18 protein-coding genes and 1 pseudogene are annotated in these 16,926 nt (G+C 67.1%); 10 read left to right on the top strand and 9 right to left on the bottom strand.

The features are described from left to right. Positions 1–31 precede the first annotated feature (31 nt). The 8 genes from BLS81_RS10515 to BLS81_RS10480 form a co-directional block, all read right to left on the bottom strand. Positions 32–799, bottom strand: coding sequence for a lysophospholipid acyltransferase family protein (locus tag BLS81_RS10515; RefSeq protein ID WP_371128273.1), 768 nt, complete (start codon positions 797–799; stop codon positions 32–34). A 98-nt stretch (positions 800–897) separates the two neighbouring features. Further along, entirely contained in the window at positions 898–1,320 is a 423-nt protein-coding gene (locus tag BLS81_RS10510) for a Fur family transcriptional regulator (RefSeq protein ID WP_093223607.1), read from the bottom strand. A 106-nt stretch (positions 1,321–1,426) separates the two neighbouring features. Continuing rightward, complete coding sequence (locus tag BLS81_RS10505; protein ID WP_093223606.1) at positions 1,427–1,849, bottom strand: Ros/MucR family transcriptional regulator; 423 nt, start codon at positions 1,847–1,849, stop codon at positions 1,427–1,429. Between the two features lie 109 nt (positions 1,850–1,958). Continuing rightward, a complete protein-coding gene (locus BLS81_RS10500) occupies positions 1,959–2,435 on the bottom strand; it encodes a GNAT family N-acetyltransferase (protein ID WP_093223604.1) in 477 nt (158 codons plus the stop codon). Beyond that, positions 2,432–3,049, bottom strand: coding sequence for a tRNA (adenosine(37)-N6)-threonylcarbamoyltransferase complex dimerization subunit type 1 TsaB (gene tsaB, locus BLS81_RS10495; protein WP_093223602.1), 618 nt, complete (start codon positions 3,047–3,049; stop codon positions 2,432–2,434). The genes BLS81_RS10500 and tsaB overlap by 4 nt, the downstream gene beginning before the upstream one ends. A 6-nt stretch (positions 3,050–3,055) precedes the next feature. Next, positions 3,056–3,655: a malonic semialdehyde reductase gene (locus tag BLS81_RS10490; protein WP_093223601.1), complete on the bottom strand. Its 600-nt coding sequence runs from the start codon at positions 3,653–3,655 to the stop codon at positions 3,056–3,058. A gap of 50 nt (positions 3,656–3,705) precedes the next feature. Further along, positions 3,706–4,278 (bottom strand): NifU family protein, encoded by a 573-nt coding sequence (locus BLS81_RS10485; protein WP_093223787.1) that lies wholly within the window; start codon positions 4,276–4,278, stop codon positions 3,706–3,708. Positions 4,279–4,361: 83 nt separating this feature from the next. Beyond that, on the bottom strand, positions 4,362–5,186 hold the full coding sequence (locus BLS81_RS10480) for an aspartyl/asparaginyl beta-hydroxylase domain-containing protein (RefSeq protein WP_256326177.1): 825 nt from the start codon (positions 5,184–5,186) through the stop codon (positions 4,362–4,364). 185 nt (positions 5,187–5,371) lie between these two features. On the opposite strand from BLS81_RS10480, the gene BLS81_RS10475 reads away from it, so the two are divergent. The 9 genes and pseudogenes from BLS81_RS10475 (at position 5,372) to BLS81_RS10435 (ending at position 14,592) form a co-directional block, all read left to right on the top strand. After that, positions 5,372–8,260 carry a M16 family metallopeptidase gene (locus BLS81_RS10475; RefSeq protein ID WP_256326176.1) on the top strand — a complete coding sequence of 963 codons (2,889 nt, stop codon included), beginning with the start codon at positions 5,372–5,374 and terminating at the stop codon, positions 8,258–8,260. A gap of 95 nt (positions 8,261–8,355) precedes the next feature. Further along, positions 8,356–8,754, top strand: a pseudogene (locus BLS81_RS10470) (SUF system Fe-S cluster assembly regulator); the annotation flags it as partial. A 188-nt stretch (positions 8,755–8,942) separates the two neighbouring features. Then, positions 8,943–10,415 carry a Fe-S cluster assembly protein SufB gene (gene sufB / locus BLS81_RS10465; protein WP_093223598.1) on the top strand — a complete coding sequence of 491 codons (1,473 nt, stop codon included), beginning with the start codon at positions 8,943–8,945 and terminating at the stop codon, positions 10,413–10,415. Beyond that, on the top strand, positions 10,412–10,723 hold the full coding sequence (locus BLS81_RS10460; protein WP_093223596.1) for a hypothetical protein: 312 nt from the start codon (positions 10,412–10,414) through the stop codon (positions 10,721–10,723). Before sufB ends, BLS81_RS10460 begins: the two co-directional genes overlap by 4 nt. After that, the gene (gene sufC, locus BLS81_RS10455) at positions 10,710–11,549 is read left to right on the top strand and encodes a Fe-S cluster assembly ATPase SufC (RefSeq protein WP_093223594.1); all 840 of its coding nucleotides are present in this window, start codon (positions 10,710–10,712) and stop codon (positions 11,547–11,549) included. The genes BLS81_RS10460 and sufC overlap by 14 nt, the downstream gene beginning before the upstream one ends. 145 nt (positions 11,550–11,694) lie before the next feature. Beyond that, positions 11,695–12,519, top strand: a complete 825-nt coding sequence (locus tag BLS81_RS10450; protein WP_176787119.1) for a SufD family Fe-S cluster assembly protein — start codon at positions 11,695–11,697, stop codon at positions 12,517–12,519. After that, positions 12,516–13,781, top strand: coding sequence for a cysteine desulfurase (locus BLS81_RS10445; RefSeq protein ID WP_093223593.1), 1,266 nt, complete (start codon positions 12,516–12,518; stop codon positions 13,779–13,781). The genes BLS81_RS10450 and BLS81_RS10445 overlap by 4 nt, the downstream gene beginning before the upstream one ends. Further along, positions 13,778–14,239: an SUF system Fe-S cluster assembly protein gene (locus BLS81_RS10440; RefSeq protein ID WP_093223591.1), complete on the top strand. Its 462-nt coding sequence runs from the start codon at positions 13,778–13,780 to the stop codon at positions 14,237–14,239. Before BLS81_RS10445 ends, BLS81_RS10440 begins: the two co-directional genes overlap by 4 nt. Continuing rightward, positions 14,239–14,592, top strand: coding sequence for a HesB/IscA family protein (locus tag BLS81_RS10435; RefSeq protein WP_093223590.1), 354 nt, complete (start codon positions 14,239–14,241; stop codon positions 14,590–14,592). Before BLS81_RS10440 ends, BLS81_RS10435 begins: the two co-directional genes overlap by 1 nt. Before the next feature lie 142 nt (positions 14,593–14,734). On the opposite strand, the gene BLS81_RS10430 is transcribed toward BLS81_RS10435, so the two are convergent. After that, positions 14,735–15,592, bottom strand: a complete 858-nt coding sequence (locus tag BLS81_RS10430) for a helix-turn-helix domain-containing protein (RefSeq protein ID WP_093223588.1) — start codon at positions 15,590–15,592, stop codon at positions 14,735–14,737. Between the two features lie 280 nt (positions 15,593–15,872). Here BLS81_RS10430 and BLS81_RS10425 point away from each other — a divergent pair, with 280 nt between their 5' ends. Next, positions 15,873–16,922: a quinone-dependent dihydroorotate dehydrogenase gene (locus BLS81_RS10425; protein ID WP_093223587.1), complete on the top strand. Its 1,050-nt coding sequence runs from the start codon at positions 15,873–15,875 to the stop codon at positions 16,920–16,922. Positions 16,923–16,926: the final 4 nt, after the last annotated feature.

The raw sequence follows: 16,926 nt of genomic DNA, 5'->3' as shown, positions 1-16,926 counted from the left end.
CTTCATACTCGTCGCGGCGCCTACGCACAAATCATGGCAGCACGGGGGCTTGATCGGCCATCCGCGCCCAGGCGTCGTGGCCCGCGAAAACCGGGACGGGATGGCCGAGCAGGTCCGCCAACGCCGCCTCGATCCGCCGCCGGCTCTCCGCCGCGATCCCCTTGCGGCCGCGGAAGTCGCGCGGATGGAAGGGTTCGAGGAAATGCACCACGACCGGGAAGCTGCCGCGCCGGGCCAGCACGCGCGCGGCATTGTCCTTGCCGCTTTCGTCGCCGAGCCAGCCGATCTCCACGCCGACATCGCCGTAATCGATCACTACCGGCTGGACCATCACGCCCGGCGGGGGCGGTTCGAGCACCTTGAGCATCGAGGTCTTGAACGGCAGCAACGAGCGGCCGTCCTCGGTGGTGCCTTCGGGAAAGACCGTCACCGACCAATTCTCGGCAAGCGTCTCACGCAGCGCGTTGATCTGCCCCGCCACGCCGAGCCGGTTCTCGCGCTCGACGAAGACGGTGCGGTTGAGTGACGCGAGCCACCCCACCACCGGCGCGTCGCGGATCTCGGCCTTGGCGACGAAGGCCGTGCCGCTCGCCCCGGCGATCGCCGGGATGTCGATCCAACTGACGTGATTCGAGATGTAGAACACGTCGCGCTTGAGCGGCACGCCGGCAACGCGAACACGCGCGCCGCTCACCCGCCCCGCCCCGGCGAGGAAAATGCGGGGCCACGGCGAAGACAGCCGCAGCAGCCGCCAGAGATAGTGCAGCGGCACCATCACCAGCGCGAGAGCGATCAGCATCAAGATGCGTCGCCACAACCGGACCTTGCCGGCCATGTTCAGCGGGACGGGCCGCCCGGCGGCGGCGGCGAGGCGCTCCCGGCTCAGCAGGGGTGACCTCAGGCCTTGCGGTCGATCGCGACGCCGTACAATTCCATGCGGTGATCGACGAGGCGGAAGCCGAGCCGCTCGGCGATCGCCTTCTGCAACTGTTCGAGTTCGGGATCGACGAATTCGAGCACCTTGCCGGTCTCCACGTCGATCAAATGGTCGTGATGCGCCTCGGGCGCGGGCTCGTAGCGCGAGCGACCGTCGCCGAAATCGTGCCGGTCGAGAATGCCCGCCTCTTCGAACAGCCGCACGGTGCGATAGACGGTGGCGATCGAGATGCCTGGGTCGATCGCCGACGCGCGCTCATAGACGCGCTCCACGTCGGGATGGTCGTCGGCTTCCGAAAGAACGCGGGCGATGACGCGCCGCTGTTCGGTGATGCGAAGGCCCTTTTCATTGCACAGGGCTTCGATGTCGATTTTGCGGGGCATGCCCGCGTTCTAAGCGCTTCGCGGCCACGGATAAAGGGGGCGCGTCGGATTCTTCCCGCACGCGAAAAGGGCGGCGCCGGCACAGGCCGGCCGCCGCCCGTTCGGATCAGCGCGTCGCGGTCTTGCGGCGCTTGGTGCCCAGACCGATCTTCTTAGCGAGCGAGCGGCGCTGTTCGGCGTAGCTCGGTGCGACCATCGGATAGTCGGCGGGAAGATTCCACTTGGCGCGATATTGCTCGGGGGTCATCTGATAATGCGTCATCAGATGCCGCTTGAGCATCTTGAGCTTCTTACCGTCCTCAAGGCAGACGATATAGTCGGGCTTGATCGAAGAGCGCACCGAAACCGCAGGCTCCTGCTTTACTTCGGGGGCCGGCGCCGGTCCACCGAGACCGGACAAGGCGCCATGAACATTGGCGATGAGAACCGGAAGATCCGAGACCGCAACGCTATTGTTGCTGACGTGGGCGGCGACAATATCCGCCGTGAGGGTGACAAGCGTTTCCTGAAGTTCCAACTGCGTATCCATTGATGACCTTTCGACCCTTGTCTGAGCCACTGTTATCGCGGCCGTGATTTTTTCTATTCGCGCTAAAGGCCGTCAGCGCAAGCAACAATTTCGTCACGTATCGGCCGTTTCAGGCTAATTCGAGACGAAATGTAAAAGCATCAAAGGCCTGGCCATCAGAACCGCGATAGTAACGGCGGCGTTCGCCGACCTTCTCGAAGCCCGAACCGGCATACAGCCGGATCGCGGCATTACCGTCACGTACTTCAAGATGCAGACTTTTCGCGCCGCGACCGACACTTTCGGCGACGACCGAGCGCAACAACGCCGATCCGACGCCGCGCCGCCGCAAGCCGGGCACCGTCGCGAGCAGTAACAGTTCGACCTCGTCGACGATAATTCGGGACAGGGCGAAACCGGCGGGTTCGTCGTCGATCGACGCGATCGTCAGCCAGACGCCGGGCGTCGAAAGGATGCCGAGGCATTGGTTACGGGTCCAGGCTTCGCCGAAGCGGGGATCGAACGCCGCCTGCATGATCGAATCGACGGTGCCGAGATCGACGGCACCGCCGCCGCGCAGATCGATCCGGGTCAGCATCGTGCTCATGCCGCGATCGGCTTCGCGTCGGGCGCACGGCCATATAGCGGGACGGCCGCGAGCGTGGTGAAAGCGGTGGGCAGCAACGGCGCGTCGGCGGCGCGGGGCAGCGCATCGGCATCGCCCCGCCCCGGATCGACGGCGGCGAGCAGCCGCACCCCGCTGCCGACCGCGAAACGGCCCTCAAGCGCGGCGAGCGCGGCCTCGGGGCGAAGCGAAACCAGTTCGCTTCGCGCGCGAAGCGGGGCATCGAAGGTCTGCATGAAGACCTCGCCATGCCCGCCCTCGATGATGGTCGCGAGCGTGTGCTCACCCGGGTTGCGCACGAACGCCGCGGCGGCGAGCAGCGGCAACGACGAGAAGCCGTCGAGACTGGCACCCCAGCCGAGCGCCAGTGCGCGCGCCGCCGCGATCCCGACCCGCACGCCGGTGAAACTGCCGGGGCCGCAATCGACGAGGATGCGCCCCGCGCGTCCGCCATCGGGCAGCGCCGCGATCATCGGCAGGAGCCGCTCGGCATGGCCGCGCCCGACCACCTCGTGCGCGGCGGCCACGACGATGCCATCTTCCAGCAGGGCGACCGAACAGGCGGCGGTCGCGGTTTCGATGACGAGCGTCCGCAAGCCGGTTCAGACGATCCGATTGAAGGTTTCGAACGGCGGCCGGGGCGAGCGCCCGAACACCGTGGCGGGATCGCCGACGCCCAGCGTGGCGATGAAGTTCGAGGTGATGTTGGGCGTGTCGGCGAAGAACGCCGCGTCGACCGCGGCATTGTCGAAGCCCGACATCGGCCCGGTATCGAAGCCGAGCGCGCGCGCGGCGAGGATCAGATACGCGCCCTGCAGCGACGAGTTGCGGAGCGCGGTTTCCCTGCGCAGCGCCGCCTTGTCGTCGCCCGCGAACCAGGCACGGGCATCGGCATGCGGGAACAGCGTCGGCAGATGTTCGTGAAAATCCGAATCCATGCCGATGATGACGGTTACCGGCGCCTTGCGGATTTTGCCGGCATTGGTGCCGCTCGACAGCGCGGCGAGCTTCTCCTTCGATTCGGGTGTCATGCACCAGACCAGCCGCGCCGGCAGCATGTTCACCGAGGTCGGCCCGAACTTCATCAAATCCCAGATCGCGTGCAGATCGGCTTCGGTGACGGGGGCATCGGTATAGCCGTTATAGCTGCGCGCGGACCGGAAGATCGTGTCCAGAGCGTCATCGGACAGCTTGGCGGCCATGAAGATTCCTCGGTGATGCTGGATGAAAAAAGGCTCTGGTGCGCCGGTCGTCAGACCGCACGCACCTCGGTGACTTCGGGCACGTAGTAGCGCAACAGTTGCTCGATGCCGTTCTTGAGCGTCGCCGAGGACGACGGACAGCCCGAACAGGCGCCCTGCATCTGGAGGAACACCTTGCCCTTGTCGAAACCGCGATAGACGATGTCGCCGCCGTCATTGGCGACGGCGGGGCGCACGCGCGTCTCGATCAGATCCTTGATCTGCGCGACGATATCGGCGTCCTCCGGGTTTTCCGCGAAGTCGTCTTCCGCCGGAACCGAGATCCCGGCGGCGCTGCCACCCCGGAACAGCGGCATGCCGGCACTGAAATGATCGAGCAGCAGCGCTAGAACATCGGGCTTCAACTGCGCCCAATCGGTCCCCGGCCCCGCGGTTACCGAGATGAAATCCCGGCCGAAAAAGACGCCGGTGACATCGCCGAGACCGAAGATCGCATCGGCGAGCGGCGAGGCTTCGGCTTCTTCGGGCGTCGCGAAATCACGCGTGCCGCTGTCCATCACGATACGGCCCGGAAGGAACTTCAGGGTCGCGGGATTGGGTGTCGCTTCGGTTTCGATCAACATGCGGTGCATGTGGCGTGGCGTGATGGCGGGATCAAGGCGCGTTTGCGAAAGCTTGTCTTTCCGGTTGGTGCCCCACGGCCACATCAGAAGCTCGTCTTCTTGATCGTTTCGTTCCAGCTCAGGATGTTGTCGCGCGTCTCCTGAACGAAGGCCGAACGGCGGATCAGCCGCAGCACGAGATCCGCGACGATCCTGCCGGGGCGCCGCAGCGGCCGGGCGAACTGGATCAGCAGCACGACGCGCGTTCCGCTGGTGTCGTTCCACACCTCATGGTTGTAGGTATCGTCGAACACCAGCGTCTCACCCTCGGCCCAGCGCACGATGCGGTCGCCGATCCGCATCCGCACATCGCCGTCGCGCGGCACGATCAGCCCGAGGTGGCAGGTCAGCAGCCCCTTGGTGACACCGCGGTGATCCGGGATGTGCGTGCCGGGTGCGAGGATCGAAAAGAGTGCGGTGTTGATGCCCGGTATCCGCGCCACCGCCGCCGCCGTCGCGGGACAGCGCGCGATATTCTCGTCGATCGCGCAGCCATAGCCCGACAGGAAGAACGACTTCCACTGGCCCACGCGCGCGATCGCGCGGTGATCGGGCGAGATCGTCGCGAGGCTCGGCGCGGCGTCGCCCTGCAGCGCGACGCCGAGCGCCTCGTCCCGAATCGCGCGCCAGTTTTCGCGCAGCGGCGCGGTCCAGGCGAAATCGCGCACGTCGAGCACGGGATCGTTGGGCACCAGCGAGGATGCCGCGATCAGCCGATCGAGAACCCCGCGCAGCCGTTTGCCGATCCGGATCGCGAGCGGACGTCCGCGTTCGGCGCGGAGCGGAGGCTCCACCGCATCATGGCGCGGCATGGCCGCGCCGGGCGGATGCCCGTGCGGGCGCATGATCGATTCGGTATTGGTACGCACGGCGCCGCCTGAATCCCTTGGAACCGTCGGCGGGCGAAGGCCGACCCCGTCATGGCTAATCGCGATGTGGGTCGGAAACATGGCGAGCATTCCGGTTTTCACGGCGCTTTGTGTTGGAAACGGGGCCGCTGGCGGTGTCCGGCCAAGGACGCTAGGGTCTCGCCATGTTGTCGCTCTCGCGCACGATGCGCCCCCTCATCGTCTATGGCCTCATTGCCAGCCTCCTCACCGGCGTCGCGCCAACGCTCGCGGGGCAGACCGCGCCGGCGTCCGCACCCGCCGACGCGCCGGAAAGCGCGATCGCCAGTCGCGACGCATGGCTCTACAAGGGCAGCGACATCACGCCCGATCCGGCGTGGCATTTCGGCACGCTCAAGAACGGCCTGCGCTACGCGGTGCGCAAGAACGGCGTGCCGCCCGGCCAGATTTCGGTGCGCGTCCGCATCGACGCGGGTTCACTTTACGAACAGGACAGCGAGCGCGGCTTCGCGCATCTGATCGAGCATCTGTCGTTCCGCGGCTCGAAATACGTGCCCGACGGCGAGGCCAAGCGCATCTGGCAGCGAATGGGCACGACGTTCGGATCGGACACCAACGCGCAGACCACGACGACGCAGACCGTGTTCAAGCTCGACCTCCCCTCGGCGACGCCGGCCGGGATCGACGAGAGCCTCAAGATCATGTCGGGCATGGTCTCCGCGCCCAACATCACGCCCGAAGCGCTCAACGCCGAGCGCCCCGCCGTGCTCGCCGAACAGCGCGAGCAGCCGGGCGCGCAGGTGCGTTTCCTCAATGCGCTCAACGCCACGCTGTTCGCGGGCCAGCCGCTCGCCGACCGTTCGCCGATCGGCAACATCAAGACGCTGGAGGCGGCCACTGCCGATTCGGTGCGCGCCTTCCACGATCGCTGGTACCGGCCGAGCCGCGTGCTGGTCTCGATCGCGGGCGATGCCGATCCGGCGACGATCGAGCCGATCATCGCCAAATATTTCGGTGGCTGGCAGGGCATCGGCCCCGCCCCCTCGGACCCCGATTTCGGTACGCCCGATCCGAAGCAGCCGACCGCCGCCACCATCGTCGAACCGAGCCTGCCGACCCGCATCACGCTCGCGGTGGTGCGGCCGTGGCATTTCAACAACGACACGATCCTGTTCAATCAGGCGCGGCTGGTCGATCAGGTCGCGCTCGCGGTCATCAACCGACGGCTCGAGGCGCGCGCGCGCGCCGGCGGCAGCTATATCGCCGCGCAGGCCGCGCTCGACGATCCCTCGCGCTCGGCGAACGTGACGATCGTGTCGATCCTTCCGGTCGGCAACGATTGGGAAGCGGCGCTTCGCGACGTGCGCTCGGTGATCGCCGCCGCGCAAGAACATGCACCGACCCAGGCCGAGATCGACCGCGAACTCGCCGATCTGGAGGTCAGCTTCCGCACCAGCGTCGAAACCGCGCGCGCCGAGGCCGGATCGAAGGAAGCCGACGACATGGTGCAGGCGCTCGACATCCGCGAGACGACGACCGCGCCCGATACGATCCTCAAGGTCTATCACGACGCCGTCGCCAAGAAGATGTTCAACCCCGCCGCCGAACTCGCATCGACCAAGCGCGTGTTCCAGGGCACCGCGACGCGCGCGCTGCTGAGCCTGCAAGCGCCCGACGATGGCGCGACCGCCAAGCTCACCACGGCGCTCACCGCCAAAGTCTCCGCCGTCGGCAAAAGCCGGGTGCAGGGCGCGGTGTCGTTCGCGAAGCTGCCCGCGCCCGGCGGCAAGCCGGCCACGATCGTTTCGCGCGAGAAGGTGCTTCGGTTCGGGCCGGACATGGACCTTACCAGCGTCGCCTATTCGAACGGCGCGAAGCTGATGGTCTATTCGACCAACGCCGAGGACAATCGCATCTACGTGCGGGTGCGCTTCGGCGGCGGCTACAACGCGCTGCCGGCGGACAAGACGACGCCGGCCTGGGCCGCCGAGATGGCGCTGGTCGAGGGGGGCATCGGCAAGCTGCGCCAGGGCGATCTCGACCAGATGACCGCCGGACGGCGAATCGGGCTCGATTTCGATATCGAGGACGACGCTTTCTCACTGTCGGCGCAGACCTCGCCCGCCGATTTCGCCGATCAGATGCGGCTGCTCGCCGCCCAGCTCGCGGCACCGGGGTGGGATCCCAATCCGGTTCTGCGCGCGAAGAGCGTCGCGCTCGCCGGCTATGCCGGCCTTAGCGCGTCGCCGGGCGGGGTGCTGCAGCGCGATCTCGAACGATTGCTTCGCGATGGAGACCAGCGCTGGGGTTCACCCAGCCGCGCGCAGATCGAGGCGCTGACGCCGCAATCGTTCCGCGCGCTGTGGGAGCCGCTGATGAAATCCGGACCCGTCGAGGTGCAGGTGTTCGGCGACGTGCCCGCCGAGCTCGCGATCGCGACCGTCGGCAAGACGATCGGCGCGCTGCCGCCGCGCCCCGCCACGCCCGCGCCCCCGCCGCCGGTGCGTTTCCCTGCGCATAATACGACGCCGGTGGTGCTGACGCATGACGGCCCCGACAATCAGGCGGCGGCGGTGATCGCCTGGCCGACCGGCAGTGGCGTCGAAGGGCTGACCGACTCGCGGCGGCTCGACGTGCTCGCCTCGATCTTCAGCGACCGGCTGTTCGACCAGCTCCGCTCGCAGGCTGGTGCGAGCTACAGCCCCAACGTGTCGAGTACTTGGCCGGTCGGCCTTCCCGGCGGCGGACGGATGGTCGCGATCGGGCAGGTCACGCCCGAGAACGTGCCTTTGTTCTTCCGCCTGTCGCGCAGCATCGCCGCCGATCTCGTCGCCAATCCGATCAGCGATGATGAGCTGAAGCGAACGATCGGGCCGATGCTCCAGTCGATCATGCGCCAGTCGACCGGCAACCAGTTCTGGATGCTGCAACTGACCGGCGCGTCGTACGACCCGCGACGGATCGACGCGCTCGCACGGCTGTACCATGATGTCTCGACGATGACGGCGGCGGACCTGCAGGCGACCGCGCGCAAATATCTGCGGCCAGAGGCGGACTGGACGATGGACGTGGTGCCCAAAGCGGCCGCCAAATAGCGCGGCAAACCGGCTTTTGAGGTGTTGACGCGCGCGGTGTTCGGGGCCACATGCCCAATCGGATCGATATTGTCCGATTTGAGAACCGCTCGCAAATGCGCCTTTCCAGCCTGACCGATTATGCCGTGGTGATGCTGTCGGCCGCCGCCCGGCGCTGCGGCGGCGCGGCGCGGCTCAACGCGACGGTGCTCGCCGAGGAGACCGGGCTGCCGCTGCCGACCGTGCAGAAGCTGGTCAGCAAGCTCTCCGCCGCCGGACTGATCGAAAGCACGCGCGGCACCGGCGGCGGTTTCCGCCTGTCGCGGCCGCCCTCGGCGATCACGCTCACCGAGATCATCGAGGCGATCGAAGGCCCGATCGCACTGACCGCCTGCGTCGAGGCGAGCACGCACGACTGCGCGATCGAGGGCGATTGCCGGGTCAAGCCGCATTGGAACGGCGTCAACGGCGCGGTGCGCGGCGCGCTCGCCAACGTGTCGCTGGCGAGCCTGTCCTCTCCCCTCCCGCTTGCGGGAGGGGCAAACCCTTCTCCCCTCCCGCTTGCGGGAGGGGCAAACCCTTCTCCCCTCCCGCTTGCGGGAGGGGCTGGGGGAGGGCCTGTTCCAACCGTCGAAACACATGGGGACACGCCCTCCCCTAGCCCCACCGCCAAGCGGGAGGGGAATTTGGTGAGGATCATATAATGGCCACCCGCAACGCAGACGCCTTCGCGGCGGCGAACAAGACCTATGAATGGGGTTTCAGCTCGGACATCGAGCAGGACTTCGCGCCCAAGGGGCTGAGCGAGGACATCGTTCGCTTCATCTCGGCGAAGAAGAACGAGCCCGAATGGATGCTGGAGTGGCGGCTCAAGGCCTATCGCCACTGGCTGACCATGCCCGCGCCCGACTGGGCCAAGCTCGACATCCCGCCGATCGATTATCAGGACGCTTATTATTACGCCGAGCCCAAGGCCAAGCCCAAGCTCGGCTCGCTTGACGAGGTCGATCCCGAGATCCTGCGCGTGTACGAGAAGCTCGGCATCCCGATCGAGGAGCAGAAATTGCTCGCGGGCGTCGAGGGCGGCGCGCCGCCGCGCAAGATCGCGGTCGATGCGGTGTTCGATTCGGTTTCGGTCGCCACCACCTTCCGCAAGGAGCTCGAGGCGGCGGGTGTGATCTTCCGCTCGATCAGCGAGGCGATCCGCGAATATCCTGATCTGGTGCGCAAGTGGCTCGGCCGCGTCGTGCCGATGCACGACAATTATTTCGCGGCCCTCAACTGCGCGGTCTTCTCCGACGGGACGTTCGTGTACATCCCCGAAGGCGTGCGCTGCCCGATGGAGCTGTCGACGTATTTCCGAATCAACGCCGAGAATACCGGCCAGTTCGAACGTACTTTGATCGTCGCCGACAAGGGCGCCTATGTCTCGTACCTCGAAGGCTGCACCGCGCCGATGCGCGACGAGAACCAGTTGCACGCCGCCGTGGTCGAACTGGTCGCTCTCGACGATGCCGAAATCAAATATTCGACCGTGCAGAACTGGTATCCCGGCGACGAGAACGGCAAGGGCGGCATCTACAATTTCGTGACCAAGCGCGCGCTGTGCCAGGGCGCGCGCAGCAAGGTGAGTTGGACCCAGGTCGAGACCGGCAGCGCGATCACCTGGAAATATCCGAGCTGCGTGCTCAACGGCGAGAATTCGGTCGGCGAGTTCTATTCGGTGGCCGTTACCAACAACCGCCAGCAGGCCGATACCGGCACCAAGATGATCCACAACGGCAAGGGATCGCGCTCGACGATCGTGTCGAAGGGGATTTCAGCAGGCCGTTCGGACAACACCTATCGCGGTCTGGTGCGTGTCGCGGCGGGCGCCGAGGGCGTGCGCAACTTCACCCAGTGCGATTCGCTGCTGCTTGGCGACCAGTGCGGCGCGCACACGGTGCCCTATATCGAGGTGCGCAACCCGTCCGCGCAGATCGAGCATGAGGCGACGACATCGAAGATCAGCGACGACCAATTGTTCTACGCGATGCAGCGCGGACTCGATCAGGAAGCGGCGGTGGCGCTGATCGTCAACGGCTTCGCCAAGGAAGTGCTCCAGCAACTGCCGATGGAATTCGCGGTCGAGGCGCAGAAGCTGCTGGGGATTTCGCTCGAGGGGTCGGTGGGGTGATCTTGCTGCCGATGCTCCTCGCCGCGCAGGCGCCCGACACGACATCCGATATCGTCGTGACCGGAGAGCGGCTGCGTCGCCTGCGGGTCAACGCCAACGTCGATCGTCGCGGCCGCGTGCGCCGGTGCGAGATCGCGGTGTCGAGCGGCGACGCGGCAATCGACCGACAAGCGTGTGTGAGTACGCGCGATTGCGTCGCAACCGGCCTCCGTGCTGGCGCGCCGCTCGCGGACTGCGTCGATGCCGCGCTGATCGCTTTCGTCCGCGCCGAGCGCGGCGATCTAGGGAATGAGAATGCTGAAAATTGAAAACGTCCACGCCGAAATCGACGGCAAGGAAATCCTCAAGGGCCTGTCGCTGACGGTGAATGCCGGAGAGGTCCACGCGATCATGGGGCCGAACGGCGCGGGTAAGTCGACGCTCGGCTATGTGCTCGGCGGCCGGCCCGGTTATGAGGTGACGGCGGGGTCTGTCCTGTTCCAACCCAACCCCGTTCGTGCTGAGCCTGTCGAAGCACGTGGCGAAGCCGCAACGCCCGATACGCGCCCTTCGACAAGCTCAGGGCGAACGGAGGGCGAGTGGATCGACCTGTTAGACCTCGCGCCGCACGAGCGCGCTGCCGCCGGGCTGTTTCTCGGCTTCCAATATCCGGTCGAGATCCCCGGCGTGTCGAACGTGCAGTTCCTGCGCGAAGCCTTGAACGCGCAGCGCAAGGGGCGTTCCGAGCCGCCGCTGTCGGGCGCGGAATTCCTCAAGATCGCGCGCGCGCAGGCGGCGGCGATCGGGATGGATGCCGAGATGCTCAAGCGGCCGGTCAACGTCGGTTTCTCGGGCGGCGAGAAGAAGCGCAACGAGATGGTGCAGATGGGCATCCTCAACCCGAGCTTCGCGATCCTCGACGAGACCGATTCGGGGCTAGACATCGATGCGCTGCGCGCGGTCGGCGACGGCATCAACCGCATCATGCGCGGGCCAGACAAGGCGGTGCTGCTCATCACCCATTACCAGCGGCTGCTCGATTACGTGAAGCCGGATGTCGTGCATGTGCTCGCCGGCGGGCGGATCGTGAAGACCGGCGGGCCGGAACTGGCGCTGGAACTCGAAGCGGCGGGCTACGCCGAGGTGACGGCATGAACGTCCTTCTTCCCTTCTCCCCTTGTGGGAGAAGGTGGCCGAGCGCTGCGAGGTCGGATGAGGGGGCGTGTGGCACGCCCCCCCTCGCCCTCCCACTCGACTGCGTCGAGCGGGCCCCTCCCTCTCCCACAGGGGGAGAGGGGATTTGAGCGCCCTCCCCACGCGACGCGATGAGACCTGGCGGTACAGCGATCTGGAGGCTGTCGCGTCGGTGTGGCCGCTGGAAGCACCCAAGGTGATCGAAGTCGCCGCCGGCGAGTCGATCACGCGAGTCATCGTGCAGGATGCGCCGACCGATGCCGTCGCGATCCACGACTATCGCGTGATCCTGCATCCGCGCGCGACCGCGACGCTCCACGTGCTCAACACCGGCGGCAAACTCGGCCGGGTCGCGATCGACGTGACTTGCCACGCGGGCGCACATTTCGAACTCGGCGCGGCGATGCTCGGCGCGGGCGAGCAGACGCTCGAGATCGTGACCACGCTCAACCACGTCGCGCCGAACGCGACCTCGAACCAGACGGTGCGCTCGGTGCTGGGCGGGCATGCAACCGGCAGCTATCTGGGCAAGGTCGCGGTCGCGCGTGATGCGCAGAAGACCGATGCGAGCCAGTCGGTGAAGGCGATGCTGCTCACGCGCACCGCGACCGCCAATGCCAAGCCCGAGCTCGAAATCTTCGCCGACGACGTGAAATGCGCGCACGGCGCCACGGTCGGCGAACTCGATAAGGCCGGGCTGTTCTATCTCGGAAGCCGCGGGCTCCCGCCCGCAGAGGCGAAGGCGCTGCTGCTGCGCGCCTTCATCGGATCGGTGTTCGACGGGATCGCCGACGACGCTGAGCGCGAGGCGGTGGAAGCGGCTGCGCAAGCCGCGCTGGAGCGGATGCTGAATAGCTCCCTGTCCCACCGGGAGAGGGAAGGGGGCCGCCCGGCGCAGCCGGGTGGGAAGGGTGAGGGCGAACGCGCATGACCACCGACCTGCACCCTCACCCTTCCGCGTCTTCGACGCTCCCTCCCTCTCCCAATGGGAGAGGGAATGCCCGCCCGCTCGATCTCGTCGCCGATTTCCCGGCGATCCCTGAAGGCTGGGCGTATCTCGACACCGCCGCCACCGCGCAGAAGCCGCAAGCCGTGATCGACGCCATCACGCGCGGCTACGACACCACCTACGCCACCGTGCATCGCGGCGTGTACCAGCGCAGCGCCGACATGACGCTCGCCTATGAGGCGGCGCGGCGGCGCGTCGCCGGGTTCATCGGGGCTGCGGAAAACGAGATCGTGTTCGTGCGCGGCGCGACCGAGGGGATCAACCTCGTAGCGACCTGCTGGGCGCGCGAACAGCTCAAGCCGGGCGACCGCATCCTGCTGTCGATGCTCGAACACCACAGCAATATCGTGCCGTGGCAGATGGCCGCCGAGGCGGTCGGCGCCGCGATCGACGTGGTGCCGCTGACGCGCGATCACCGCATCGATCTCGACGCGATGGCGGCGATGATCCGTCCCGAACACAAGCTCGTCGCGCTCGCGCATGTCTCGAACGTGCTCGGCTCGGTGCTCGCCGCCAAGCGCGCGACCGGAATCGCGCATTCGGTCGGGGCGAAAATCCTGATCGACGGCTGTCAGGCGGTGCCGCGCCTGCCCGTCGATGTCGCCGAGATCGGCTGCGACTTCTACGTCTTCTCGGGGCACAAACTTTACGGTCCAACCGGGATCGGCGTGCTGTGGGGCCGCGCCGATCTGCTCGATGCGATGCCGCCATACCAGGGCGGCGGTTCGATGATCGACCGGGTGAGCTTCGAACGTACCACCTATGCCCCGCCGCCGACCCGGTTCGAGGCGGGCACGCCGCACATCGTCGGCGCGCTCGGGCTGCACGCCGCGATCGACTATGTCGAAAGCATCGGGCTCGAGGCGATCCACGCGCACGAGACCGCTTTGGTGCGCCAGACGCGCGAGGCGCTGCACGGCATCAACTCGGCGACGCTGTTCGGACCCGAGGATGCGGCGGGAATCGTCTCGTTCAGCATCGAGGGGGTGCATCCGCACGACATCGGCACCATCTTGGACGAGAGCCGGGTCGCGATCCGCGCCGGGCACCACTGCGCGCAGCCGCTAATGGAAACGCTCGGCGTACCGGCGACGGCGCGGGCGAGCTTCGGAGTCTATAACGGCCCGCAGGATATCGAGGCGCTCGTGAAGGGCATCGAGAGAGTTACGAGGATCTTCGGATGAACGAGCAAGGCAGGATCGCGGTGGAACAGGTCGATGCGGTCGAAACGCCGCCGCGCGCGCGCGTGGACGATGCGGTCGCCGAACCGCGCCAGCGCGATTATCTCGAAGGCTTCCTGTCGCAGAAACCGGCAGGCGATGCGCCCGGTGAGCCAGGCGGCGCGCTGTACGAAGGCGTGATCGAGGCGCTCAAGGAAATCTACGACCCCGAGATTCCGGTCAACATCTACGATCTCGGGCTGATCTACGGCGTCGAGGTGACGAGCGAAGGCCATGCCGTCGTGACGATGACACTGACGACGCCGCACTGCCCGGTCGCCGAATCGATGCCGGGTGAAGTCGAACTGCGCGTCGGCGCGGTGCCGGGGATCGGATCGGCCGAGGTCAATCTGGTGTGGGACCCGGCATGGGACCCGCAAAAGATGAGCGACGACGCCAAGCTCGAACTGGGGATGTTGTGATGGCCACCGCGACGCGCGCGCGCCCGGCGGCGCTCAACCTGACCGCATCGGCGGAGGCCCGGATTGCCGAGTTGATGGCGAAGGCGCCCGAGGGCGCGATCGGCGTCAAGCTCTCGACGCCGCGGCGTGGCTGTTCCGGCCTCGCCTATTCGGTCGATTACGTCACCGAGGCCAAGCCGTTCGACGAGCGGATCGACACCCCCGGTGGCACGTTGTTCGTCGATGGCGGTTCGATCCTGTATCTGATCGGCAGCCGGATGGACTGGGTCGAGGACGATTTCGCGGCCGGCTTCGTGTTCGCGAATCCCAATGCCAAGGGCGCGTGCGGCTGCGGCGAGAGCTTCACGGTGTAATCCCTCTCCCATTGGGAGAGGGAGGGAGCCGCCGGAGGCGGCGGAAGGGTGAGGACGAAAAGCTCGTCCTCATACCCGCCCTCACCCTCCCACTCGGCTTCGCCGAGCGTGCCCCTCCCTCTCCCATCAGGAGAGGGTTTCATCACGTATCGCTGATGAGCGGGCTGACCCGGCCGCCGAGCGCGGAGCGCTGGGTGATCGTCATACGCGACAGCATCGTCGCCTCGTCCTTGATCTGCCCCGGGGTCAGGCCGGTGAATTGCTTGATCTCGCGGATCATGTGCGACTGATCGTAAAAGCCGCGTTCGAGCACGTCGTCGAGCGGCTCGCCGGTGGCGAGCATCGCGTTCGCGGCGCGCAGCGCCCGGTACTTGCGCGCGAGCAATTTGGGCGGCACGCCGTACAACGCCTTGCACTTGCGCTCGACCTGACGGCGCGACAGCCCGGCGATCTCGACGAGGTCATCCATCTCGGGCGAGGGACTCGCCGCCAGCCAGCCATCGACCTGCCGCACGAACCGCCGCGCGCCGGCATCACCCGCTTTGACCAGGTCGCGCACCAGCGTCTCGCCGATCACCACGCGCGCCGCCGGCTCGGCGGTCGTGCGCAGCGCCGCGATCGCATCGCGCAGCCGTGCCGCGCCGAACAATGTCGTCGCGTCGATCGCGCGGTTCATCATCGTCGAGGCGTCGTCGCCGATCATCGCGGCCCAGCCGGCGGGCGTCAGCCCCATGCCGAACACCTCGACCGGTCCTTCGGCACGCACCTTCCACGCGCCGCTGGTGGGGCCGATGACGTGGATGTCGGCCGCGTCCTGCACGCTGCCATCGGGCATGCGGTATTCGGCATGGCGCGCGCTGAGGCGGAAGCGGATCTGCGCATTGTCGGCGCGCTCGGTGTCCTCGAACACCGGCAGGTCGGCGTGGAAATGGTAGAACAGCGTCACGAACTCGGCGACGTCGTCGGCCGGGACGGAATAGTCCAACTTGATCTCGGTCATTGATGCGCCCCCGCTTCTTTGTGCGAAGCCGTTAGCGGTACCGGCGCGCAAAGAAAAGTGGCCCGGCCGGAGACCGGCCGGGCCATGAAGGTGCAGGGCCCCCGGTCGAGAGCCCCTTGGGTCGCAAGCACCTTCTCGCAGAAGGGCTCGGGAGCGTCTTGTACGAATGCGACAAGTAGGGGCGCGCCGAGAAATTTACGTCCGCTGCGGACCGGTGAACCACCGGACCGGACCTATCTTTGGCTTTTGACGATCGCGCGGCGCGGTGCCATCAGGCGATATGGTCTTTTCCGTGGTCCGCCCCCTGCTTTTCGTGTTCGATGGTGAGCGCGCACACGGGCTGACGATCGACGCGCTTGCCGCATGGGGCTCGCTCGGGGCGCCGCTCGGCGGTATCGTGCGCGACCCCCGCCTCGCGACACGCGTCGCCGGTGTGGACTTCGCGAACCCGATCGGGCTGGCGGCGGGGGTCGACAAGGACGGCCACGCGATCGACGGCTTTTTCGGGCTGGGCTTCGGCAGTGTCGAGATCGGCACGCTGACGCCGCTGCCGCAGGCCGGCAACCCGCGTCCGCGGCTGTTCCGGCTGGTCGAGGACAAGGCGATCGTCAACCGCATGGGGTTCAACAACGCCGGGCTCGACGCCGCGCTGCCCCGGATCGCACGGGCGAAACGGGCGGGCGTGCTCGGTGTGAACGTCGGCGCCAACAAGGACGCGGCGGATCGCATCGCCGATTATGTCCACGGCGTATCGCGCGCGGCGGCGGTGGCGGATTATGTCACGATCAACATCAGCTCGCCCAACACGCCCGGTCTGCGCGACCTGCAGCATGGCAGCGCGCTCGCCGAGCTGCTCGCCGCCACCGACGAGGCGCGGCGCGGGCCGGTCAGACAGCCGCCGCTGTTCCTCAAGGTCGCGCCCGATCTTGACATGCCCGCGATCGACGCGATCGCGCGCGCCGCGATCGAACATCGGATCGACGCGCTGATCGTCAACAACACCACGATCGAGCGGCCGTTCGGGCTGTCCTCGCCGTTGAAGGACGAAGCGGGCGGGTTGTCTGGCGCGCCGCTCGCGCCGCTCGCGCGCACCCGGCTGGCCGATTTCCGCAAGGCGACCGGCGGCGCGCTGCCGTTGATCTCGGCGGGCGGCATCGGCACTGGCGCGGAGGCATATCGCCGCATCCTCGCCGGGGCGAGCCTCGTGCAGCTCTACAGCGCGCTTGTCTATGAGGGACCGGGGCTGCCGCGCCGGCTGTGCCGCGAACTGTCCGCACTGCTCGCGCGCGACGGCCATGCCAATGTCGCCGATGCCGTGGGGAAAGGCTGAAAGC

Origin of the sequence: Sphingomonas sp. NFR15 (assembly GCF_900103265.1) — a bacterium.
GTDB lineage: Bacteria > Pseudomonadota > Alphaproteobacteria > Sphingomonadales > Sphingomonadaceae > Sphingomonas > Sphingomonas pollutisoli.
This window is presented reverse-complemented; position numbering and strand designations above follow the sequence as displayed.

What these genes read in the sequence shown, in the direction of transcription:
- BLS81_RS10485 (WP_093223787.1), bottom strand. Translation starts at nt 4,278, where the DNA reads ATGTTGATCGAAACCGAAGCGACACCCAATCCCGCGACCCTGAAGTTC.
- BLS81_RS10445 (WP_093223593.1), top strand. Translation starts at nt 12,516, where the DNA reads ATGACCACCGACCTGCACCCTCACCCTTCCGCGTCTTCGACGCTCCCT.
- BLS81_RS10425 (WP_093223587.1), top strand. Translation starts at nt 15,873, where the DNA reads ATGGTCTTTTCCGTGGTCCGCCCCCTGCTTTTCGTGTTCGATGGTGAG.
- BLS81_RS10505 (WP_093223606.1), bottom strand. Translation starts at nt 1,849, where the DNA reads ATGGATACGCAGTTGGAACTTCAGGAAACGCTTGTCACCCTCACGGCG.
- BLS81_RS10500 (WP_093223604.1), bottom strand. Translation starts at nt 2,435, where the DNA reads ATGAGCACGATGCTGACCCGGATCGATCTGCGCGGCGGCGGTGCCGTC.
- BLS81_RS10475 (WP_256326176.1), top strand. Translation starts at nt 5,372, where the DNA reads ATGCGCCCCCTCATCGTCTATGGCCTCATTGCCAGCCTCCTCACCGGC.
- BLS81_RS10510 (WP_093223607.1), bottom strand. Translation starts at nt 1,320, where the DNA reads ATGCCCCGCAAAATCGACATCGAAGCCCTGTGCAATGAAAAGGGCCTT.
- BLS81_RS10430 (WP_093223588.1), bottom strand. Translation starts at nt 15,592, where the DNA reads ATGACCGAGATCAAGTTGGACTATTCCGTCCCGGCCGACGACGTCGCC.
- sufB (WP_093223598.1), top strand. Translation starts at nt 8,943, where the DNA reads ATGGCCACCCGCAACGCAGACGCCTTCGCGGCGGCGAACAAGACCTAT.
- BLS81_RS10435 (WP_093223590.1), top strand. Translation starts at nt 14,239, where the DNA reads ATGGCCACCGCGACGCGCGCGCGCCCGGCGGCGCTCAACCTGACCGCA.
- BLS81_RS10515 (WP_371128273.1), bottom strand. Translation starts at nt 799, where the DNA reads ATGCTGATCGCTCTCGCGCTGGTGATGGTGCCGCTGCACTATCTCTGG.
- sufC (WP_093223594.1), top strand. Translation starts at nt 10,710, where the DNA reads ATGCTGAAAATTGAAAACGTCCACGCCGAAATCGACGGCAAGGAAATC.
- BLS81_RS10440 (WP_093223591.1), top strand. Translation starts at nt 13,778, where the DNA reads ATGAACGAGCAAGGCAGGATCGCGGTGGAACAGGTCGATGCGGTCGAA.
- BLS81_RS10490 (WP_093223601.1), bottom strand. Translation starts at nt 3,655, where the DNA reads ATGGCCGCCAAGCTGTCCGATGACGCTCTGGACACGATCTTCCGGTCC.